The 22,451-nt window shown below is 54.0% G+C and carries 14 protein-coding genes and 2 pseudogenes; 6 read left to right on the plus strand and 10 right to left on the minus strand.

From position 1 onward, the window contains the following. Positions 1-412 precede the first annotated feature (412 nt). Both FPB55_RS12825 and FPB55_RS12830 read left to right on the plus strand, forming a co-directional pair. Positions 413-1,711 carry a site-specific integrase gene (locus FPB55_RS12825; protein WP_144188282.1) on the plus strand — a complete coding sequence of 433 codons (1,299 nt, stop codon included), beginning with the start codon at positions 413-415 and terminating at the stop codon, positions 1,709-1,711. 64 nt (positions 1,712-1,775) lie between these two features. Then, on the plus strand, positions 1,776-2,171 hold the full coding sequence (locus tag FPB55_RS12830) for a hypothetical protein (protein WP_144188284.1): 396 nt from the start codon (positions 1,776-1,778) through the stop codon (positions 2,169-2,171). Between the two features lie 553 nt (positions 2,172-2,724). On the opposite strand, the gene FPB55_RS12835 is transcribed toward FPB55_RS12830, so the two are convergent. The 6 genes from FPB55_RS12835 to FPB55_RS26665 all read right to left on the minus strand — a co-directional run bounded on the left by FPB55_RS12835 (position 2,725) and on the right by FPB55_RS26665 (position 6,161). After that, the gene (locus FPB55_RS12835; RefSeq protein ID WP_144188286.1) at positions 2,725-3,012 is read right to left on the minus strand and encodes a hypothetical protein; all 288 of its coding nucleotides are present in this window, start codon (positions 3,010-3,012) and stop codon (positions 2,725-2,727) included. 124 nt (positions 3,013-3,136) lie between these two features. Further along, entirely contained in the window at positions 3,137-3,820 is a 684-nt protein-coding gene (locus FPB55_RS12840) for a metallophosphoesterase (RefSeq protein WP_144188288.1), read from the minus strand. Positions 3,821-3,844: 24 nt separating this feature from the next. Further along, positions 3,845-4,075, minus strand: a complete 231-nt coding sequence (locus FPB55_RS12845; protein WP_238706634.1) for a hypothetical protein — start codon at positions 4,073-4,075, stop codon at positions 3,845-3,847. Positions 4,076-4,207: 132 nt separating this feature from the next. Beyond that, a complete protein-coding gene (locus FPB55_RS12850; RefSeq protein WP_144188291.1) occupies positions 4,208-4,528 on the minus strand; it encodes a hypothetical protein in 321 nt (106 codons plus the stop codon). Between the two features lie 1,048 nt (positions 4,529-5,576). Further along, on the minus strand, positions 5,577-5,786 hold the full coding sequence (locus tag FPB55_RS26660; protein ID WP_144189621.1) for a hypothetical protein: 210 nt from the start codon (positions 5,784-5,786) through the stop codon (positions 5,577-5,579). Between the two features lie 165 nt (positions 5,787-5,951). After that, a complete protein-coding gene (locus FPB55_RS26665; RefSeq protein WP_144188297.1) occupies positions 5,952-6,161 on the minus strand; it encodes a hypothetical protein in 210 nt (69 codons plus the stop codon). Between the two features lie 265 nt (positions 6,162-6,426). Between FPB55_RS26665 and FPB55_RS12875 the strand changes: the two genes are divergently transcribed. After that, the gene (locus FPB55_RS12875; RefSeq protein ID WP_144188299.1) at positions 6,427-6,801 is read left to right on the plus strand and encodes a hypothetical protein; all 375 of its coding nucleotides are present in this window, start codon (positions 6,427-6,429) and stop codon (positions 6,799-6,801) included. 70 nt (positions 6,802-6,871) lie between these two features. On the opposite strand, the pseudogene FPB55_RS26670 reads toward FPB55_RS12875, so the two are convergent. Further along, a pseudogene (locus FPB55_RS26670) lies at positions 6,872-7,135 on the minus strand (hypothetical protein). A 1,348-nt stretch (positions 7,136-8,483) separates the two neighbouring features. On the opposite strand from FPB55_RS26670, the gene FPB55_RS26910 reads away from it, so the two are divergent. Next, positions 8,484-8,669 carry a hypothetical protein gene (locus tag FPB55_RS26910; RefSeq protein WP_336848750.1) on the plus strand — a complete coding sequence of 62 codons (186 nt, stop codon included), beginning with the start codon at positions 8,484-8,486 and terminating at the stop codon, positions 8,667-8,669. A gap of 437 nt (positions 8,670-9,106) precedes the next feature. Here FPB55_RS26910 and FPB55_RS12890 read toward each other — a convergent pair whose 3' ends face one another. The 3 genes and pseudogenes from FPB55_RS12890 to FPB55_RS26310 all read right to left on the minus strand — a co-directional run. After that, positions 9,107-9,670, minus strand: a complete 564-nt coding sequence (locus FPB55_RS12890; protein ID WP_178097504.1) for a hypothetical protein — start codon at positions 9,668-9,670, stop codon at positions 9,107-9,109. A 462-nt stretch (positions 9,671-10,132) separates the two neighbouring features. Beyond that, positions 10,133-11,086 (minus strand): hypothetical protein, encoded by a 954-nt coding sequence (locus FPB55_RS12895; RefSeq protein ID WP_144188301.1) that lies wholly within the window; start codon positions 11,084-11,086, stop codon positions 10,133-10,135. Positions 11,087-12,339: 1,253 nt separating this feature from the next. After that, positions 12,340-12,806: pseudogene (locus FPB55_RS26310) on the minus strand (transposase); the annotation flags it as partial. 324 nt (positions 12,807-13,130) lie between these two features. Between FPB55_RS26310 and FPB55_RS12905 the strand changes: the two are divergent. Beyond that, a complete protein-coding gene (locus tag FPB55_RS12905; protein WP_238706635.1) occupies positions 13,131-19,664 on the plus strand; it encodes a hypothetical protein in 6,534 nt (2,177 codons plus the stop codon). A gap of 2 nt (positions 19,665-19,666) precedes the next feature. After that, positions 19,667-22,444, plus strand: coding sequence for a hypothetical protein (locus FPB55_RS12910; RefSeq protein ID WP_144188305.1), 2,778 nt, complete (start codon positions 19,667-19,669; stop codon positions 22,442-22,444). Positions 22,445-22,451 lie beyond the last annotated feature (7 nt).

The following is a 22,451-nucleotide window of genomic DNA, read 5'->3' on the forward strand; positions in this document are numbered from 1 at the left end:
TTCCATGGGGTTGCCTAAGCCCTTGAAAACAAACGGTTCGAACAAATGTTAAATATTTACGAGACATTAGGCTCGCTCGTGGAAAATCGTTTTATTCCGAGAAATTCACAGGCTCTCGTCGAGCCTTTGGCCATGCCGAAAAGCTTGTCAATATATGTGTATTATTTGATCTTAGTTACTGCGCGCAGGTGCGCGCGATAGTTCACTTTAATATTCCTGTCAATGACGAGGCGTGATCGATTGTTTGTCGGATTGCAGTTGCGCTTATGAAAATCAGCCGCTACCATCAGAACTTCATTCATGTCAAAAACACAATAGGAGAGAAAGGATGCGAAATTTGACCCCGCAACTTCCAGTTACTCCCAAAACTGGAAGTTTGTGATCCGCCTTAAATCGATCGGTAAGCCATCAAATGCCTAACCTGCCAAAACCGATCTTTGAATCTTACGAGAGCTTCATCGATCAAGACTTCAGCTTGTGCGAACCCACAATGGCCTGCGTACACGCTTACATAGAGAGTTTTGAGCCGTCAGTCGAAGCTCCCCAAGGCTACCTGATAGCTCGGAACTTCCTTCGCGCCTATTCTGGGAATAGCTTGACCTTCACATCCTATCGCACGCACGTGGAGCGGTTACTCCTGTGGGCGTTGATAGTCAAGGGTAAACCGCTACGTGAGCTTAAGCGCCGCGACGCCGAGGACTACCTTCAGTTTTGCCGAAACCCGCCGGTGGATTGGATTGGGCCGGTCGTGCGCGGACGCTTCGTCAGCGATGACCATTCGGAATCTACCTGGGGCGAGCCAACGATGCCTAATGCCAAATGGCGACCCTTCAGCATGAAGAAATCCAAGGCCATGAAGCACGCTGATGGCGAACCAGACGACCCGGTTGATCTGCAGTACACGGCCTCTCAGGGCACCATCAACCAGGTGTATTCCATCAGCACTCGCTTTTTCGAATATCTCGTAGAAGAAGGCGCAGTGGCTGGCAATCCCTTCAGATTGATCAAGAAAAAGGGCGCGAACGCTGGTACGCCTCAAGATGAGGGAGCACACAGAGCATTGACTCCACTTCAATGGGACTACGTGATAGAAACCGCTGAAAAGATGGCCCTTGCAGATCCAGAGCGTCATGAAAGAACGCTCTTCATTCTCGCGACGCTTTTTGCCATGTACCTGCGAGTGTCAGATGTTGTGGGCCGCCCGAATTGGACGCCTGTCATGGGAAATTTTCGACAAGACGCTGAAGGCAACTGGTGGTATCACGTCGTTGGCAAGGGCAACAAGGTCGGCAAGATTGCGATGCGCGATGAGTACATCGAGCAATATTTGAAGCGCTACCGCCGGTTCCTAGGATTGCCTTTGCTCCCGCAATGGGACGAGAAGACGCCACTGCTGTCCACGTTGCGAGGGCGCTCTGGTCTATCCGGTCGACAGGTACGCGCCCTCCTCCAAGCTGTGTTCGATAACGCAGTGAACAGTATGCGGGACGAGGGGCGTCAGCCTCATGAAATGCATAGCTTGAAAGCTGCATCTGCACACTGGCTTCGCCACACCTCTGCTACGTTCGATGCTCCGCTTCGTAGTGCAAAAGATCTTCAGCTCGACCTACGACATAGCAATTTGAGCACTACTCAAAACGTTTATTACCACTCTCATGATCAAGAACGGAGCAAATCTGTTAAAAGGGTGAGAATGCGTGATCGGGGGTAGATTTTTTTGCTAGTTAAAACATTAAAAAGTTGATGGCACCCACTACCATGGAAAGCAAAATTTTATGAGTTTCAATTCAGATGACTACACCATAAATATCAGTGAACCGATATGTTCAGTGTATGTCATGTTACTGAGGAGAGTCATTTCGAGCGAAAATTTCGAAAGGCCTCTGGAGGGCACTATTAACGAGGAAATTTATAGCTGTTTTTATGAGGGACTAGCAGCTAATCGACTTGAGCTAAGGGGGCACTACTATGACCTCGGTGGCTGGTTGCTACTAATGGCGGCAGGGCATTTATATCCAGATGAGCCAGAGGAACCCTTCGAAGAGGGAGAGTGGGAAGCTTTATCAGCAAACGAAAAGGCGCTGTTTTGTGAAAATGCAGAACGCCTATCGCCACCGTTAGCTAGTGCCTGGGATGAGTTGCATTCCAAATGGCTCCTGCACAACCCCTAGTCCACTAGTGGCGGTTGTACGATCTTCTTCCCCGGCTGACCTCCTTGATTTGGGGGCTTTGATCTCCAAGCGAGGTTTTTTATTAAAGCGCCCATCCCGTATTTTCGGGAGGGCGGAAACACAGTGTCAGGCACTTACTTCCTTCAATCATCGTCAAGTATTATGTGCCGTGCGACCCTGTACTCACCAAGATGCGTGCTCAAAAACACTTCCAAGTCGTTCAGGAACATGCGAAGACTCCCTTCCTAGCATTTGAGATCGTCCAGTGAGCAGGAGGTAGCTATGGAAAGCGCTTGCTTTCACTCTACCTCGGCACCATATAGACCATGTAGATGGTGCGAGTAGGCCAAAGCCTCATCATTGATGTCAATACGCCACTCTGATGTATCGGCGTCATTCGAGCGATGACAGCCACGATCGATGACTTGGCAATATCTGGGAGCGAGAATTGAACGACAGGCGTCAATCCTAACGGCTAAATGGCTGCCCGATGAGATCCGCGGGGGAGGTCACTGGCGTGCTTCAAGCTTCAGATTGATCGCTACTGCAGAACTCATTGCTTTTTCGAACAGTCCTCCAGAGGCTCACACATGTCGATCACGATCACTTTTTCAGCAGTGGATGCGTCAGCACCCTTTAAGAAAACGTACTCATCGAGCTGGTCATAACCGGCAACCCGCCCTTGGCAAACTAGGTCGTCATAGCACGCGACAACGTCCTCCAGGCCCGTATCCGAGCGTGTCATCAGCACTTTCATTTCAGGATCGAACGCTTGTAGTAACTGAATCAACTCACCGACCTTCATGCACTCACCCCGCTCGGCGACGATCACCTGACGCAACTGGTTACCCCCTACCCTACAAGCTCAGGATAGAAGGCTTCGGGATGATGCAGCCGGTCTCTTCGAGCCCGAAACGCCGATGGCTATGACCAAGTAGCTTGCCGCACCGTGCAGACACCAAGCCTTAGCAGATGACCGAGCCGTCGATGGCCATGATGGATCTGAACGCTACGCCATGAGCCTCAAAACCAAGCTTCGGCCAGTCAGACCTGTAATCTAGGCAATCATGATGATGTCCATGCACGACCATTTTTGCGCCCATTGCCTGGGCCAGTTCATCGATCTCCGAATAGCCGTGAGGGTGGCAACTGGGAGCCTCGTGACAGACTAGGATGTCCGTCTTCTCCATAGCCAGCGAGAAGTAGTCGTTCGGGTAGATTGCAGAAAGCGCGTGCTGCTTCTTCGTCGCTACGATGTCTTCGTGCTGAGGTCTGAGCGCCAGGCGTTCGAGGAAGTCCCCATAGTTCTGGATGCCGGTATCAGAGCTACCTGGTAGCCAGACTTGCGACTCGAAGGTGCCACCCAGCCCCGCTATACGATGGCCAGCAATCTCCACTACCCGGCCATGCAGGCTGCGATCAGCGAGGCTGTTGCCTTGCAAATTGTGCCAATAGGCTGGACGATCGCTGTCATGGTTGCCGTGAATGAACGAGATCTCAGTGATGTCGAGGATCGGGCGCAGGATCATGTCCAGGGGTAAGCTGCATTCGAGGTCACCCAGGAAGACCACTGCCTCGGGGCGATGGAGCTTCACCAACCTGATGACATGATCAAAGCGCCCATGTACGTCGCCCAGAAACCAAATCACTCGTTTACCCCACGCATTCCTACGTCACCACGGTGAAATAGACTGAATGATGTCGGTGATTTGCCTCCTGCAGCGGAGAAGTAAATAGCCACTGATGACAACAGCCTCTGGGAATGTAATGTAAGTCACAACGGGGTTTACAAACCTGTCGTCGATGCCGAGTACGAGCAGAATTGCGAGGCTCAGGATCGCGCACGCTACAAAAACGAGCACCAGCACAGTGAAAGCCAAGATCACCACATGGATCAACTCCATCAACGTCCTGAACACTAGGTGTTGCTCCTTAAAATGCGTCATGCACCGTAGACAATTTTGACCAGCACATTGGGTCGCAGGATTTTACAGCGACACGTAACCCCTGTGGGAAAGGACGAGTTCGATTGAGCTTCACGCAGGGTCGCGCAGAGTGGCGTACCAGTCAGCATAGGGCGTGTCGATTGCCTTCATGCGGTTGTAGTCCGGGCTGCCGTCGTCCCACCAGACAGGGCCTCTCTCACCTAAGGCCACTTTAGCTGCGTTGACCTTTACTCGTGCATTGCGAAGCTGCTCCGCATCATTCGAAGCCTTCGCTTCTTTCACGGCTCGCCGTGCCTGCATCAGATAATGCACGAGGTGCTGACGCTCTTCATCAGACAGCGCGGGATTGCTACAGCGCCAGAGCTGGCCTTTGACTACGAAATAGCGACCGTCTGGTGTGGTTGGATGCATATTGCGAATCTCACGGCTAATACATCACAGACAAGCAACACACGCTAGGGACTGCAGGATTTTCCCTTCTGTGAGAGCGCACTCAAGTCGCACGAACCAAGGCGCCCGGCCTTCAGCATTCTGTCTAGGGGTCTGTCTAATAATTGGCTGTAGAACAAAAGAGTACATTTGTACTCCGCAGGAAATTCAGCCTATCAGTCAAACCTCCCCGAGCTACCGTTCGAGCGCGGGTGTGATTCCTGGGTCTCTTCTGCACGGATCAGAAGCCGCTCCCACTGATCGTTGCTCAAGGTTCCACAATCTAGGGCTGCTGCGATGTAGCCAGTAGCAAGGCCATACCGGAACGTGACTTCGTCTACACCCTTGGCTAAGCCGATGGCTTTGATACGTAGGAGAGCCCGTTCAATGATGCGGGCTTCATCCAAGCTTTCGTCGATTGAAGCCGTTACGTCGCTCCTCTATGAGAAAGGTAATATCCTTGATCGGATGAGCGAAGGAAGATGCGTATGACTCTAGACGACTGCGGTGGCACTTCCCCAGGCGCGCTGACGGCCCGGGAACTCTGCCAGGTGTTGCGAGAGGTGGTGTTCGAGCGACGGACAATGACCAAGGTCGGTAGCCAGTCTTGGGAACAGTCATACGCCTGTCATTTCGAAGTCGACGTAGAGGGATGGCGAATCACGATCTACAACGACTGTGATGGGGTGGACTACTGCGAGCGGTGTGTGAGTCCGGAGGGGGACTGCTGGGAGTTCGATCCTGGTAATCGGACAGATCCGGTTGCTCTTCTATCTACATGGGAGCATCAGACCCAAGAGCGGATGTTGAAAGCCTTGTAGAGCGTTGAGGGCGTGCCCTACCGGGCCAGGCTGTCGTGAACCGAGCCATCGCCTTGCGACATCTCGGCCCCTCGGGCCTCCATCCGCCACGCCGGAGCGCTCCGCCCGCGATCCCTATCTTGATGACCGCTCCATAATCACTCGAGACCGCTAGAACGGTCTGCCCTTCCAAGCGGCGCCACTGGGTCAAGTGGTATGGCGTTTATCAGCTAATGGCTGGTCTCGGATGGGACGCCAAATGCTTGCAGCTGATAGTCAGTAACGGCCTGAAACCTATGCTCAGCCAAAAGCCGCAGGCGCTCGAGCTCCGCCCCGTCGACACCGTCGGCTTGTGCCTGGTGATACCGTTCCATAGCCTCCACGGCATCGTTGTACATCTGATGATTAGGAGGCAAAACGCTGTTGAGATCCTTCACCATATTGGAGTTTCCAAGGGACTTTATCATCAGCTGAATCATAGCCTCGAATACATCAGCGCCTGCGGTATCGGCTTCGGGCTCTACCGTGTAGGTGAGATCTCATTGAGGGCAGCCCCGAAATCAGCCTCCCTACGGATGAGCGGCCTGGCGATGGCACACATCAATCTAATGTACCGACTCACCCAAGGTACCAGCTTTGTGCAGTTGGTAGTCGACCACGGTCTGGAACAAGTGATCGGCCTCGATGCGAAGGCGCTCAATCTCAGCTTCGGATCGGCCCTGGGCCGCCGCCTCGTTGTACGCTCTGATAGCCTCCAGCGCTTGCTTCAGTAGTGGCTCCCCTGCTTCCGCCATGCCCAGCAGTGTTCTCTTCATTCCCGGGCCTTTAGCTTGCTAGTCAGTAGAGCCTATTACGGTACACCCCACTTCTCCAAAGGTCAGGCTCGCACTGAAAGCGCAATGATGCTCAACCCTGTCGTGCCCCTTAGCCCCTCCGGGGATAGGCGATGTAGCAGAATCCCGTGTACCCTGTAGGCCGCAAGAGAGCACAAGATTGCTCCACTCGTTAGACAGCGAAAACAGTAAGGACAGGGGCAATCATGAGCCAGGTGAACGAAATTGATCGCGGTGCGTATCATCCATGAGTGAACTCCCTAAGCAAGTAGCTCCGCATGACCTGCCATTGTGCCCAGATCGCCTGATTGCCGCTATTGAAGCAGTACGCGGGTCGGGCTTTGCCCTCCAGTTGCTGCGCGAGCACCTGCGCCTCCGTGCCTCAGCTAAGCTGGTCTTCTCCGAGTACGCCGACTGCTATTTTCTGCAGCTAGACGACGTCGATCGCTATCAAAACTCAAGAGTTGGAATGCTCGATGCCATGTCGACGATGCCTTTTCGCTCGAGCGAGATTTTCAGGCAAGAGATTTCGACCTGGACACCTGCGGATCTCGCTCGAGTCGTGGACACTCACGGCCTGAAAGCATTGGCCGAACTCGGCCTAGTTTTTCCAGCAGCCTGAGTTTTGCTCTCACGATGAGGCAGCCTCTGAGCGCAACAAGGCTTCTCTACCTGATACCCTCAGGGTCGATTCAACCCGTACCTTTCAGAGAGTGATACCAGGCAGCGTACGGGGTATGGATTGCTTTGTAGCGGTTGTAGTCCGGAGTACCGTCTCTCCACCAGACCGGGCCCCTCTCCCCTAGTGCCACTTTCGCCAAGTCCACCGCTGCTCGAGTGGCATCAAGTCGTGCACCTAGTGCTGACGCTCCTCATCAGGCAGCACGGGGTTGCTGCAGCGCCAGAGCTGACCTTTGGACTACGAAGTAGCGACCGTCTGGTGTTGTTGGATGCATAGCGCAGATTCCATGGGCTGATACCTTACTGACAACCAAGTCCCACCAGACGTTGTATGAGGATCTTTGCCGAGCGGTAAGCCCGGTCGGAGAAGCAGCAACCAGCCCGCTTCGCGGAAAGCGCGACCCTTTTGACCGCGCCTTGCCTAAAGTGTGGTGGGCGCGATCGATGATCAGACTAAAAGTTTCTTTCTACTATCCTTCCGCATCACCGTTCTGCTTGGTACTCCACCTCCAACACAAACGATCATCCTTATCCATAACAAACAATCCAGACCAGATGGCAAACCAAAACTGGACGGTTACTAGGGGGGCTGACCCCATCAACCATCCAAATCCTTGTAGCAGTGCTTGCATTAGTGACTTGCGATATGGGGAGGTCGTGCGTGGAGTATATACTCTAACCCTCGGAAGGCCGAACCCCCAACGCCAGTAGGTGCTCAGCTCATGCTTCGCAAACTTTATTGAATTACAATTCCACCAATATCCCCAGCGGTACGACCAATCATCACTCAATAACCAGCTGTGTGTGAGATAGGATCGTACTGAGTCAAATGCCCTCAACTTTTCACCTGAACTAAGTTTCACCTCGCACTGGAGAAACCTGAAGTCTTCCACTGTGAAGCTAATGCAATCACCTGGAGAGTCTACATATTGCATCATGGGAATGTTTGTAAGATTGCAAATCATCGGTGTGTCGTCAACGTTGCAAAGAGATATTCGTTGCTGATACTTAATCCCCAGGCCTCGAGCTTCGAAGAAGAGCTCCACTCCTGCCACAGTCTCCCCCGTTGCACGTAGCGCAAGCTTCCCCACGCGTGATTCAGGATAGGTTGGCTGTGCCAAATTGACTGAGTATTCTAAGTGTTCACCTAAAGCGTCCCAATGCGAGCCCAATCTGTGGTTTGAGCTCCATCGCTCGTGGGATCTAGCATACGTCTCATATAGCAGCCCCCTGGTCACTCGTTCCCAAACCCAAGAAGCAACTTTTGAAACAAAATTAAAGGGGATTGGTATATCCAAACTAACTCCTAAGCCTTTGGCAATGCAGTAGATATTCCGCTGAAGGAACCCAACAGTACCGGCACTTCAACCCATTCGGGTTATTGACTAGATTGGAGACCTTCATCCGTCAACGATCACGGCCAGTCTGGTCTGGCTTCGTCATAACGCTCGTTACGCCGAGTAGTACTAATGTTCTGGTGGTGATCTTAGCGAGAAGAACTGGATGTATCAACAGTATCTGTATATATCAACAGTATCTAGGCGGATCGGTAGTTCCCCCTCAGAGCAAGACCAAGCTGGCCGCATGGCCTTCGAGACGATCGGATGTGCCAGGAGAGCTGGTATGAATTTAGACGACTACGGTGACACTCTCCCAAGCGCGCTGACGGCCCGCGAAGTGTGCCAGGTGCTGCGAGAGGTCGTGCTCGGACGCCGGACTATGATCAAGATTGGCACCCAGTCCTGGGAGCAGCTGTACACCTGTCATTTCGAAGTCGATGTAGAGGGATGGCGGATCACGATCTACTAACGACTGTGATGAACTGGATTACTGCTAGCGGTGCGTGAGCCCGGAGGGGAAGCGCTGGGATTTCGATCTAGGTGATTGTACTGATCCGGTTACTCTGCTAGCAACGTGGGAACATCAGACCCTGGATCGGATGTTGAAAGCCCTGTAGAGCGATGAGGGCGTGCCCTACCAGACCCGGCTGTCGTGAATCGAGCCCTCGTCGTACGCCGACGTCTCGACCCTTCGGGCTTCCATCCGTCACGCCGACGCGCTTCGCTTGCAATCCCTCATTTGGTGATCTCTCGGGGACGGCTCGACACCGCTTAGACTGCTTTCCCTTCCCATCCCTACCACTCCTCCGTCACCTTTGAGATACAAGGAAAATCCAATAGCCAAATAGGGCACACGCGTCGCTTGGTTTCTGTGCCCCTTACCGCCGCATCAGTCGCGCTGTTCGATCACGCGGCGACCTCCGCCTCATTATTTGCCTTCACTCGATTTACTTCCCAAGGCAAGGCAGGCTGGGAGCGGATTTTTTTGTACTTGCCTTTGGCAAACATGTAGGTCTGCAGCTCCTTGAAACGCCGGTTTTTCCCGACCATCTCATAGGTGATCAAGAATGCTATCAGCGGCTTGCTTGCAGTCTGCCAGTGCTCGCAGATCTGATCTGTCGTCATCTTGAGATCGGCAACCCTGCTGTAGCCAATGAAGGTCTGGAAAACGGCGCCATCGCTCTTTTGAAGCAGCTTGGAAAACTCATTGATATCGGTGTGGGCTCGCTTCCACTCCCACTCCACAAACGAAAGCGTGTCAGTGTCGCTGTAGCGAATTACCGCATCTGTACGCCCCCCTTGCTCAAACAGGGCTCGAGCGCCGAGCAGGGTGGCACACTGCCGCACGACTAGGCCCAGATGGATCGTCCAGTCGGCACGTCCCGCTATAGCATGCGCCTCAGATACCGGGAAGTCTCGGTACCAGAGACAATTAAACAACGTGATGAAATCCCGTTCGACTCGCTTCATGTGCTTCCTTATTGACTCAGACAACTCAGCACTTTTTCGGCTGAGCTCATCCAAAATTGAGTGACCCGGCAGCCACTTAACACGGCGCATCGCATGAGCATGAGCGGATTAGAGTACTGGCCCAGATCCTGGCGATTGGGCAGGGACGCTCCGGGCCTTGATTTCACCTGCTCCAAAAACGACGAAGCCCGCACTAGGCGGGCTTTCGTTCGTCGATTTCAGTTGGGGTTATCAAGCCCCAATGTTAGCTGCAACTGACCCTTCAGATGCGCCACACGACACTCAAGGTTGGGCTTCTTGTTGCGCCACATCAGTAACCCTCTCAGGTTGAGCAACCAGTCGAGGCAGCCTCTATAGCAAACCCGCCTAACTCGTCGCCGCTGACTCCTTCTCGCTGAGCAGTGCACCCTTGCCCTCATTGGCCAGCACTGACTACCGTCAGGATGGTCAGTGCTAAGGCATTCAGAGCTTGTGATGCCACATATCATTGGAGAATACGAATCCTTCATTGCTAGCCTTGAGCAGAAACGCATCAATACAGCTAAATATTTTAGCTACTCCACCCACGCCTGCAAAACTGCTCGGGTTAGGCGCCGGCACATCGTAACCAAGCTTCCTAAGTACTACCAACGAAACAAGTGCCGAGTTCACCGTATTACTTACCAGCGACTTAATCGTTTCCTCATAATCGGAAATGATTTCATTGATAATTCGTTTTACCTGAGAGAAATCCAAAGTAATTTCACGCTCAGTCTCTTTCAGGAAACAGCTCACGGAAGGCGCGGCTGGATGAGTAAGGTCACAAAGCACTCTATAGAGATCCTTTGCGCCGGCAGCACCACTTTTCTCGATAGCATCAATATACTCAGAATTCAGCTTATTGGTATGCTCCGGCAAAGTTTCAGAACGTTTGGCTTGCCAGTGTGCATAGCTGTAATGTATCAGCTTATCTTCCAACAGCTGTAGAATTACACTTGGGGCAGTGTTATTCCCTTGCAGTCTCAGATAGATGAAAGGGAACAGATTATAAAGATGCTCGGTCATGACAGCTGCAGCGTCATGGGTATCAGCTGTCGCCTCCAGCAAGCCTCGCAAGGATGCGGAGAAGCCGAGTAAGTTCCTGTTTTCCAGCTCTGAAACCGAAGAAGCCAACCAGCCATTAGTTCTTGCCAGGGAAGCAATACTCGTGATATGGCATCGCTCAAGAACTCCCAAAAGATAAACCTTACAGTAGTCATCAGCTTGAGCATCACTTATTTTCTCCCCCTTCGCCCCAACCGCTTCCAGATCAGGGCTAAAAAAATGCGCAAAATAAGTCATCCCACTGGACTCACGCTTTAGCTCCTCGATCTGCGCTGAATACACCCTAACAAGGGTGTGCAATATTGTCTCATTGGCCACCTCACTGGAACTCATCACTTATCTTCCTTAATTTAAGAAATATTATTCACCAGCCAGCATCAGCATCAGCACTGACTTGACGCCTACACAGAAGTCGCGCATGGCCAGGCGACGCAGATCAAAAAATTTATTTTAAGTGCGAAACATAGACTTCAGTGGAATTACCACACTGAGACGGCTTCACCGAAACATAATAACCCTTGTACCGCTTGAGAAGATGTTGCTCCAGGTCTTGCATGACGCTATAAAACTTCGCCGGCTTATCACCATCCCTAGGGATACTCATATCAACGACAAAATCGCTACGCGCTGCGGCTTCACGATTTACTTCTTTGCAGACTTTTTCAAAAATGCGCTCTACGTCACCAATATAATATGTTCAATCACCCCGATAGACCTTGAAGTAGAATCGTCAATTTCATGCCTGTGAGTGACTTCACACACCCTCACATCATCATGCGAAACGCGCAGCGATTAGGGAAATACTGAGACTACGGCGTTTTGTCGCAGACGCTTAGGTAAGCACAGCGGCTGCAACCCTTTCCTCTGTTATGGGATCGATCACCTGCAACGAAGCGTGCGGCCATTTTGTAGACCGTCGTCCAATCCAAGCCCCGGGAGGCGCCATCAGTGATGCTTCTGTCGGTGATCAGCGAATGGATCGTGGCGCTGCGAATACCCAGGTGGTTCAGGCTCACCATCATGGGCTTGAGTTGCTTCATTGTTCCTGACTGACCCTCATGCGCCCGGAGCCAGTGCAGCTCACTTCCTGCCGACAGCATCCACGGCAGCTCGATCTGCAACCCACCGACCTCAGCGACAAACCCTTCCACCAAGTCTCCTCTAATCGACTTTACCAGTGCGAGGCCGCGTTTTGCCGCAATGACAGCGTCCTGGTAGAGCTGGGGGTCGTCGGCCTTCGGAGGTAGCAGTCGCGTTTTCCAGGCCGACTGGAACGCAGATTGAGCTACAGCACCGTTCTTCACGAACTCATAGAGCATGTCTGTAACCGCCCAGCGCGCTCGGATTGAAACATCAATCTCCTGCTCGGCAGTCAGGGTTAACTCATGCCGGTAGTGGTACTGCAACGGACAGTTGACGTAAGTCTGGAACGCTTCGTAGCTGACGCACGGCACTGGTAGACCAGTGCCAGCAGCCAGGGGAGCAGATGGTATGACCCTCTCACGAATACCTTTCAGGATCCGCAGCCTTTTCTTTCCTGCGATGTTCAGCGGTGGCGGCCTGGTAGTATCTGCCAACTGATAGAGGTAGCCGTACACACCTCCGCTTTCCAGCCAAGCATGTTTGATCAAGCCAAGCAGACGGTGATCTTCTTTTGCTCGGGCAGATTGAGGCTCGGCCAGCCAGGCGTAGTAGCCGCTGGGATGCACCTTGAGGGTTTGGCAAAGGCACCGCACCGGGTAATCAGTCGAGTGCTTCTTGATGAAGGCGTACTTCAGCCGCACTCCTTGGCAAAGTACGCGGCGGCCATTTTTAAGATGTCTCGCTCTTCAGTCACGCGCTTGAGTTCAGCGCGAAGCTGACGCAGCTCGGCTTGCTGATCATCGTCCTGCTGACGCTGCTCCTGGGGTTTGCTGTAGAGCTTGATCCAGGCGTAGAGGCTGTGAACGGACATGCCCAGGCGCTGGGCAACATCGGCGACAGGCTTGCCTTTCTCGGTCACTTGCTTGACCGCTTCGATCTTGAATTCTTCGGGGTAACGCTGACGACTCATGGCACCTCCTATTTGGGCCTCATTATGAGGCTTGGAGGTGTCTACGAAACCAGGGGCGATTCAAGCATGGCTTTCGACCAAAGTTGGGTAGACGCAGGGCGACGAATCGCTCTAGTCATGCAAGCTTACAAATATCTTGCAAATGCCAGTAGTTTCTCGACGAGTAGCCAGGAAGATGGCTAGCGGAGATGTTCAACGTGTAGTAGCTTTGAGCCATTATTCTGCACACTAATCACTGGCAGCCCGCCTCTCTGTGGCCTCGGTAATCGACCTGGCGCCTGCGTTAGAGTTGTCTACCACTTCCCTTTCTGATATGGAAATCAAATGCCGAATCTGATTGCAGCCTTTGAAGTCAATAACACACTGATTGAGCAGTTCTCAGCTGAAGGCACCGGGTTTCCTGATCAGACCATGCTGAACCCTCAGACGGGGAAACCAGACGTCTCAGTGCTCGAAAAAATGATAGGCATTAGCCGTGCCATCCGCCGACTGGAGTCAAAATTAAAGCCTGGCTCTCGCTTGAGCGATTTTCAGAAGACGTCCTCAGGTCGCTTCAAGCTGCTGCTGAACGACCTCCACAACCTTCATTTGATGTCGCTCAAGAAAATGAAGAGGGTGACTGGTGTGCGCAGCTGGGAAAGCGTCATATTCAGCACGTTTGACCCAACATGGCTTGACCCCACAGGTGCGGTGACGCAACGTTTCAACGCACTTTCCCAAGAGGATCAAGAGGCGCTTGAGACCATGCTCTCCAAGCGGCTCGATTGGGTGGAATCGGCCAAAAGCCTGGAAAGCGAAAAACGTGATTACCTCAAGCGCCGAGAATACTTCAAACCTTTGGCCGGATTGGTAGGCGTACTGCTGGATCAGCTGGAGGAGTGGGAGTCCCTGGGCGATAGCGAGAAACAGCAGCTAGCTGAGGCCGCCTATGCTGCCGCCACGCCATTTGGCAACGAGCTGCTAGGGGTATTCGTGACACGCCAGCCGGGCCTAATGAAGCACTACTCCGTCATGCTGGACATTGAGCGCATAGCGAGGACGTCTGATCAAGTGGATGAGCCCGCCACAGAGGCCACCCCTGAGCCGCTGGCTTCTTCTGAAACGCCTACCAAGCCGCTTAGTCTCTTCGACCTCTACAGCGAACTTTTTCAGCTCGCTCAACAAGCGAAAGACGATGCCGGCAACCTGCAGTATGCCGAACAGATTGAGATGCTGATCACGTCGAATCTACCTCGGCTGAAGCAGGAGTACTTTCTCAGCGAGGAAGCGGTTCGCAAAATTCTCACCGAATGCGTCGACGTCCTGACAGGCATCGGGCGCGATCTGTCCTTGCAGATTTTCGATGATGAAGAGTTTCTCATAGCGTTCAAAACGGCCTGGTTGGAATACTTCAATGAGCGCTTGCAAGAAGAGGTTCCTGAAACGCTCCTTGGCGATTTGACCGAGAAGCGGGAAGCCGAGTCGCTGAGCGTCAAGAGCCGGCTCGTGGAAGCAGTGGCGCTTCGCAGCCAAATCGACAGTAAGCTAGTCGACCTCGGCGAGAAGCTGAGCGTTGCCAATTTCCGTGAAAAGACTGAGCTGCGCAACAGTATCACCGCTACTGAGGAATCACGCGTAAGGAGCAACAAAGAGCTTCAAGAGGTGGAACATGAAGGCTGCCAGCTGCTGCTGCCACCCGGTTACCACATTGATACCCTTGCCACTGACGGCCATGAAGCCCTCCTGACTGTCACGACCTATCATCCTTCCGCGAAGGCGGCGATCCAGGCGTGGTCAAGGCCGACTTCCCCCCATGAAGGAATTGTTCAACACCCCGTAGGTCATGGCACTGAGGCGAGCCTTGAACAGGATGAAGTATCGACCGGTGAGGTCGAAGCCGTTGCTGACGTGATGGAGGGTGAATATTCAGACACTCCACCCTACCTGCCTGAGGAATCGCAACCGACTAACCACGTAGAGCTCGACAGCCCCGCTGAACCTGAACCCATTGAAGAATCTGCTGCGGATTACAACCTCGCCCCTGAAATCGACGCATCACTTGAGCCTGAGCTCACTGCTGTTACAGAGGTTGAAGATCAGCAATCTGACGTAGTAGTCGGCACCATGAACGACGACTCAATCCAGGTTGAGCAGTCAGACACGCCCCCTGCTGAATCGGCAGATGAAGAGGTCAACGTCTCTGAATTCTTGAACTCCCCTGAGAAAGCCCGCGAAAGACTGGAGCAATGCCAACAGACGATTGATGTCCTGCCGGCTATCGCAGTAGAAAACATTGCTCTGCTCTGGATCAAGCAGGGTCAACTTCCGCTGGCGAGCAAGACGCTAGAGGTGGCCGGGCGAATAGGTCACGCAGGAGATTTGCTGTCGCTTCCACTGGTTCAGGCAGCCTATCAGGGCATGCACGTGTGGCGCGGCGATTCTGCAACCGTCACCCGGGTTCAGCAAAGCATGAACCAGCTTTCCTCAGAAATTATCGAGAGCTGGATGGATCGACGCCGGGGTGGACGTGTCGCGCCCTACCTGGTGTTCGCCGCCACGCTGCAGCCGACATTGTTCTGCGGCACGATGACCAACGCACCGCGCTTGCTGTCTTCCGTCCTCCACTACTTCGACGGCGCGACCGCGAAGCTGATCGAGGAAGTGGTGAACTTCGCCAGCCACAATACACGTCTCGACCTGGACACGTTGCGTGAGCAACCTACGAGCCATGACAAAGAGGCGCGCAGCAAGCTGGCGGGGCGTCTGGTGGAATGGCATGACCGTATTCTGAACAAGCAGACTGGCTGGGCTCCTGCGCGCAAGGCAATGAAAGAGTGCCTGGCACGCGATGACTTCGAGCTGACCTACCAAAGCATCACCCGAGACGACGCCAGTCGAGTAGATGAAGTGCGGGCGTTTGCTGACTTCTATCGTGAGAAGGAAGAGCAAAATCGCCTCATGTCATCTGAGATTCACAAGGTAATGAACGAGAGCAATTCCGTCCCGCAGATCGAAGGTAACGCTCGGAATTGGTTCCTGCGATCCATGGATGAAATCGTGGGGATTGCCGACCTCTGGGTAGAAGGTCACAGCCTACAAGGTCGACGCAGCAGTGAGGTGAGCAAATTCGCCCCGCGCCTCCTCACAATGCTCAGTGCAGCCGCCAACCACCTGACAGAGCGCGCTGCTCGCACAGCAGAGCTGGAACATCACGCCGGCTTGAAAATCGCCATCAGTACACTTGATCGCATCACCAAAGTGGCGGAGCGGCACGACGATACCGTGTGGGATATTTCGCGAGTCAATGGCTGGCTTCAATGGCCAACAGAGTGGCTGGCAATATCAAAGGATGAGGACGAGCAGCACCAACTTGCCGCCTTAACAAGCTTGCTCGAAAACGGAATCGACAGCCTGACGCTCGCTGAGCAGGCATTGGAGCGCAAAAATTTCCGGCACGCCCTGCTCCTGACCCTGAACCATCAGGACGAAAACAAAGGGCCAGTGACAGACAACATCAAGGCGATCAAGCGCTTGTTCTCTGAAGAGGTCTATCAGTGCAACAGTCGCAGCGTGGAAATGCGCGGCTTGCTGGATGACGCCAACATCGCCTCCCTGATTGATGATGAGCGTCATTACCAACTCACTGGTGAACTCGAACACCTCCAAGATCAGCTGAAGAATCTTCGGATGCTGGACGACCTGAGCGAGATCCACGCCAGCCTTGATGAGCTGCAATCCAGCATCGTTGCCAAGTTCAGCTCCAAAAGGGAAGAGCTTGAGCGATCGCTGGAAACTTTGACCAAGCAAGCGATAGTCGACCGAGGCGTCGATTGGGTACCTGCTGCTTGGTTAGCTCAGATCCGCTCGGCATTGAGCACACACGACACTACCGTGGCAGAAGAGATGCTTGGCCATCTCAAGTATTCATTGGAATCGGGATCCGCCTTGGAGATCGATACCGAAAGTGGAACTGAGCTGCTAAAGCGCTTCCTGACACTCGAACCCAAGCTGCACACTGTGCTCGCTGATAGCCGAAACAAGCGAGAAGTCGTTCGCCACCTCGCCAGCGAGCACATTGACGGGCTGTCCTTGGAGTCGCTGCCTTCCTACTTCAAGTCAGCCTTGGAGGATCTGGTCGGCCTGCGCCGTCGCGTCAAAGCGCTGGACAAGTCGACGTATGAAGAGCTGGTGAGGATCTTCTACGCCATTGGTTTGGAAGCTATTCATCCTGCATTTACCAGCGACACACCACGACGCACTGGATTTACGTCTCACGGCAGGATCTCCCACCTGACCATGACCGTCAAACCCCGCGACACTGGACGCGGAATCGTGTTCTTCAACCAGAAGTCAGAAGCGCAATCCGTCAACATCCTGCTTGCAACCACGGACTGGACGATTGAAGAGCTTCGAACGCTGGTCACAGAGCAAACCCACTTCCTGTATGACCGCACGATACTCCTCTCCGGACGCGAGCTTTCCAACGAGGAGCGCAATGGGCTGGCAAAATTCTCCAAGCAGCAGAAGCATACCTTGCTGCATGTCGACCCAGTTCTCCTCGCCATGCTCGCCGGCCTTGGAGTACCGGATCAATTCCGTCTGAAGACCTTCTTGCAGTTGAGTTTGCCGTGGACATTCAGTAACCCGTACACGGGAAACCAGATGCAACCTGCGCCACCAGAAATGCGTTACGGTCGGCAGAGCGATATCAAGTCGCTCATCACCATGCGCAACGGGGCGGCCATGATCTTTGGTGGCCGCCAACTGGGTAAGACCACCCTTCTGAACGAGACGCAACGTTGCTTCCACAACCCGGAGCAACATCGCCACGCATTCTTGCACCAAATGGATGGCAACCTCGACCGCGCCAACCTGTCCGGCGATGAGCTGGACAAGCATCGCAAGCATGTCTGGGGCAAGATCTATGGCGACGCCGTTACAAGCGGGTTGATCAAGGCTTCGTATGGGCTTGACACAGCGGGCATGGTGACTGCGCTGTCGGACTATTTCCGCAAGGATAACCCCGACTCTCTGATGGTGTGCCTTGACGAAATCGACCCCATCCTTGGTCTTGATGCCGCCAACGGATTCCGGATTTTCCGCGAACTGAGTGGCCTGGTTAACAACAGCAATGGCCGCTTCAAAGTTGTGATCGCAGGCCTTGAGAACGTTCGCCGGTTCGCGGATGCCCCGAACTATCCGCTGCATCAACTCGGCAGTGCGATCCAGGTCTCGATCATGAGCCCGGCTGAAGCCTTGCAACTGATCCGCGAGCCCCTTGGCCACCTGGGGTACGAGTTTGACTCCCCCTTGTTGATGAACCGGATCCTAGTTGAAACAAACCGCCACCCCGGGTTGATTCACATCATGTGTCATGAGCTGATCCAGACGCTCAGTGCTCGACACGACCGACGGGTTGGCTCCACCACCATCACTGCGGACGACATTGAGCAGATTCGCAAGGATCCGCTCATCCGTCAGCTGATTTGCGACCGCTTCGACATCACCCTTAACCTTGACCTTCGGTACAAGCTGATCGCCTACAGCCTGATCGCACAGAGCACGAGCAGCTTCTCGCCGAGCCGGGCAAAATCGATCGTGGAAGAGTGGGCTCCTCAATTGTTCGAGCCCATGACCGAAGCACAGTTTGAGGCATTCCTGGATGAGCTTTGCGGCCTGGGTGTTCTGCAGCACATGCGGCGCGCAGAAGGTGGCAAGGAATACGCCCTGCGTAACGCCAACATCATGAACCTCGTGGGTGGGCCTCAGAAGATTGCAGATAAGCTCTTCGCAGCCGTCGACGCGATTCACGAAAACGACCCCCTTTCTGCCCACGCGTATCCAGAAAACGCCACCCGTCCCTCTCCGCTCACTCTGCGCGATGAGAAGCTGCTCATCAGTGAGGATGCACGAGAGAGGCCACTGGCCGGAGCGATCGAGGCACGCTCCTCGAACTACTCGGTAGGCGTCATCACAGGCTCTGAGGCCCTGGGCTTGAACCCGCAGTGGATGGAAGAGTCGTTGCTGGCGATCGGCGAGGAAGAACCCGCCATCAACAACAATAACTATGGTCGTTATCATGCCTTCCAGAAAAAGGACACGGAGCTGGGGTCGCCCAGCGACTTCAAGAAGCTCTTGCATGAGGGCGTGCTAAACGTCCAGTCCGCTCACAAGCACATCATGCTGTTTGTGGAGCTGACGGGTGATCGCCCGCTGACCAATACGCTCGATTTGCTCGATGTTGCACATGAGGCAAGGCTGCACAGCAATGCCAAGCGCAATCGAGTACGGCTCGTGTTTCTGATGACACCCCGCGCACTCTGGCAATGGGAGTCGCAACCAGAGCTGACCGCCGGACGAGACTCACAACAGCCTTTCATCGCGCTGGACGTGTGGAAGACAACGGCCCTGGCGCACCTGCTCAACAAGCTAGAGCTTGAGAACACCTCCACCTCCGTGGCGACCCTGGAAAAATACAGCCAGGGCTGGTACTTCTCGCTGGACAAATTGTTGACGGCCAAGCAAAAAAAACCGGACGTAGTGCGGATCAGCTCGTTCGGACAGGCCTACAACTCCTTGCTCAATGCCAAGCCCAAGAGCATGGAAGAGTTTCTGCACAAGGCGGGGGTCTATGCAGTCGAGTGGGCCAAGCCTGTCCTGAGCGGTCTGTGCGAAGAGGAGCGTTTCGACGAAGACGACCTTGAACTTCAACTCATGGAGTCCTACGAGCACGTCAACCCGCAGCAAGCACGTCACTGGCTATCGCGCCTGCGCTTGATCGTGCCCTGCAAAAGTAGCTCGAAAAAGAGTCTCTATTGTGTTCCAGAGAGCATCAAAGCTGCGCTTCTCATCAAATCCCCGCAGGAAGCCAGGGCCTGATCATGTCCGAACCAATCGCAAGCCAAGAAGGCTGGGTTCACGCCATGAAAGATGCCTGGGGCTCTGTCCCAGCCAGTGACCTGCTCAACCCCGATTCCAACTATTGGGGCGTCATTCATCTCGGCGCACCAGATCGCGCCGAATGCGCAAGTTTCGCCATGGCTGGCAGAGCACTCAAGTATGGCCGCTCCATGGCAATCGCCCTCCCGGTATTGGGCGGTGAAGCGCTCACCCGACTGATGGTGTACCTCCATCGCATCCGTATGGACGCCTTACAAGGCGGTATTCGCTCGCCCTGGCTCAATCCCGAGAATATGGAGCAATCGCCAGACGTCGTGTTCATCTCACGTCCTCGTGCCGGTTTCCACGACATTTCTCGGGTTGCCGAGTTGCGTGCGCGCGTTTTGAGATCCTCGGATCTCAAGCGCACCAAGGCATCTACGTCTCAAACCCTCGTCGTAGATGGCTCGTCCGGGGTGATGGATCTGACCGAGGTAATAGGCAAAGGCAGCAAACCGTTTGTCTTCGTCATTGACGGTACCCGAGGAGGCAATGACAACGCTGCTGCTGTGGACAGTGCGCTGGAGGAGAGCTTCCCGCAGATTCCCCGAATCACCCTGCTGTCCCTGGGGGACAGTGAGTCCTTGGAAAAAATGCGTGCGAATGGCTCGCGCAGCCACTTGTGGCTCATGAGGTTAGGCGACAAGCATTTGCTTTACCCTATTGCCGAACCTGGATGCCATTTTGCGTTGACGGTGATTCAGGACGCTAGAGCCAACGCAGAGCTGGGACAGATTGCTGATCGTTTCTTTGGGGTTAGGCGAGAACTTGAACGGCAAGACTCTGTGCTGAAAGAGCGCCTGGCTGTGATCGGCAAAGTCTTCCGCTGCTTCAACGAGTTGCCCGTCCCCCTGCGTTATCTGGAAACCACTTTGCAAGCGTCAACACGCCCGGGCCTTTATCCCATTCGCTGCCTGGAAAGATGGCTGGAGATCGCCGGGCAAGGGAGCACCCTCTTCGCCCAATCCGATGTGAGTTCACGCAACCTCATTACCCAGATGTCAGGCGTGCATCAACTCTTTCTGGAATCCACCACGGGCAAGGCGGCGTGGTTGCTGAAGCATCTGCAGGCTTCGTACGCTGAGCAGCGGGCCACATTGGTATTGTGCGGTAGCTCACATGAGGTAAGCGCCCTGCAGGACTGGCTTGATATCGAGCTGGATGAGGGATGGAGTGGGACGATCCAGATCAGTGCCATGGATGGCGTTAGGGCTTACCGGCAGTACGCAGGCCCCGTTGCGGACGTAATCATCACAGGGATGCTGTGGCCTAGTCGGCAGCACTGGCTTGCCACGCCCTGTCAGCGGCTGATCATCCCCGCCTATGAATACGAGAAACCTTACCTGCAGCGCATGCTTCAGCTTTGGTGGATCAAGCACGGGGCTGAGAGCTGCAGACACGGCGACAAGCTCACACAGTGGCAATTAGGCTGGAGTGATCGTCGATGCGAAGATCTCGAAACCCAATCACAGCCACCGGCACTTGAGCCAATCTACTCCCCTGATTGCAGTCAATACCCGCCTCGCGTACGCCACGTGGCGATACCACTCGAGATGGAGTACGAGAACTGGTTCGACTTGTTGGTAGAACAACCCGCAGAGCCCAAGGCCTCTGTGCAGGGTGGAGAGGCATTGGCTCCAGACCTGGTGTGGATATCCGTGGAGGGGGCAGATGCAGAAATCCCCTGGAACAAGACTCGCCCGGTGCTTGTGCTGCGGGAAGAGGAAATCCACCCCACTCAGCCAGATGATCTGGCCGAAGGGGATCAGATCATTCTGCTCAAACACACGGACGAGCGAATCGCCACCCAGGAAACGCTTTTCGAAATGGTGGCTGTATCGGAAGGTTTGCAGCAGTTTCTTCGTGCCGCAGGCCGTTGGAAGACAATGGTCGATAGCGTATGCGCTCGCATGTCGGTCTCGCAGGTTCAAGTCCATCTACGAAAGGAAGGCGTTACGGTAGGCGATGCCACCGTAGCCAGTTGGTTCCGACACAAGGTTTACGGCCCACGTCATCGTACGGCGGTCACAGTCTTTGCCCGACTCTCCGGCACCAAACAACCTGATAAGGCGTCGGTGTACGTGAGCAATGGCATCGAGCAGTTACGTGTCGCTCACCAAAAAATTGGCAAAGAGCTTCGCAAGGCAATTCTGGAGCGCGGCAAGGGCGCAACCACCGTTGAAATCGGGCAGTTGAAGGTCGATGGCACTGCCTTTGACGACATGATCGAAATTGCCACGGTGTCGTCCATACGCCTGCCCACCGCTCAGGTTGTCGCGTCAAAAGATGAGGGGCTGATCTACATTGCAAACGACATTGTTAAAGCCCATCCGGGACGCATCTGCTTGACCAAGCCAGCAGTCAAATCCATGCGCGACTCGGTCTACCGGAATCACACAAGGTTTAGAAAGTGCTTGTCGCTGATGGCTACGCAGCTTTACGACCACTACAACGACAGAGCAATCCGGCTTAACGATGTGCTGAAAAACTTCAAGCAGGAGCTCATCGATTTCAAACCGACGATGTCCCCCGTAACGATGGGAATGTATGCGGACGATCGCAGGTACAAAGGAAAGCCCGCCGACATGAACAAGCATTTTTGCCTGGGCAATGCTCGTGACCCGGTACGCACCCTGCGCATTCATTTTGAATGGGATGCTGATGAAAAGCTGCTCGTGATTCATCACGCCGGTAAACACCTGGAAACCACTCAATCTTAAGGATGAG

This window comes from Pseudomonas sp. BJP69, assembly GCF_007633355.1.
Taxonomy (GTDB): domain Bacteria; phylum Pseudomonadota; class Gammaproteobacteria; order Pseudomonadales; family Pseudomonadaceae; genus Aquipseudomonas; species Aquipseudomonas juntendi.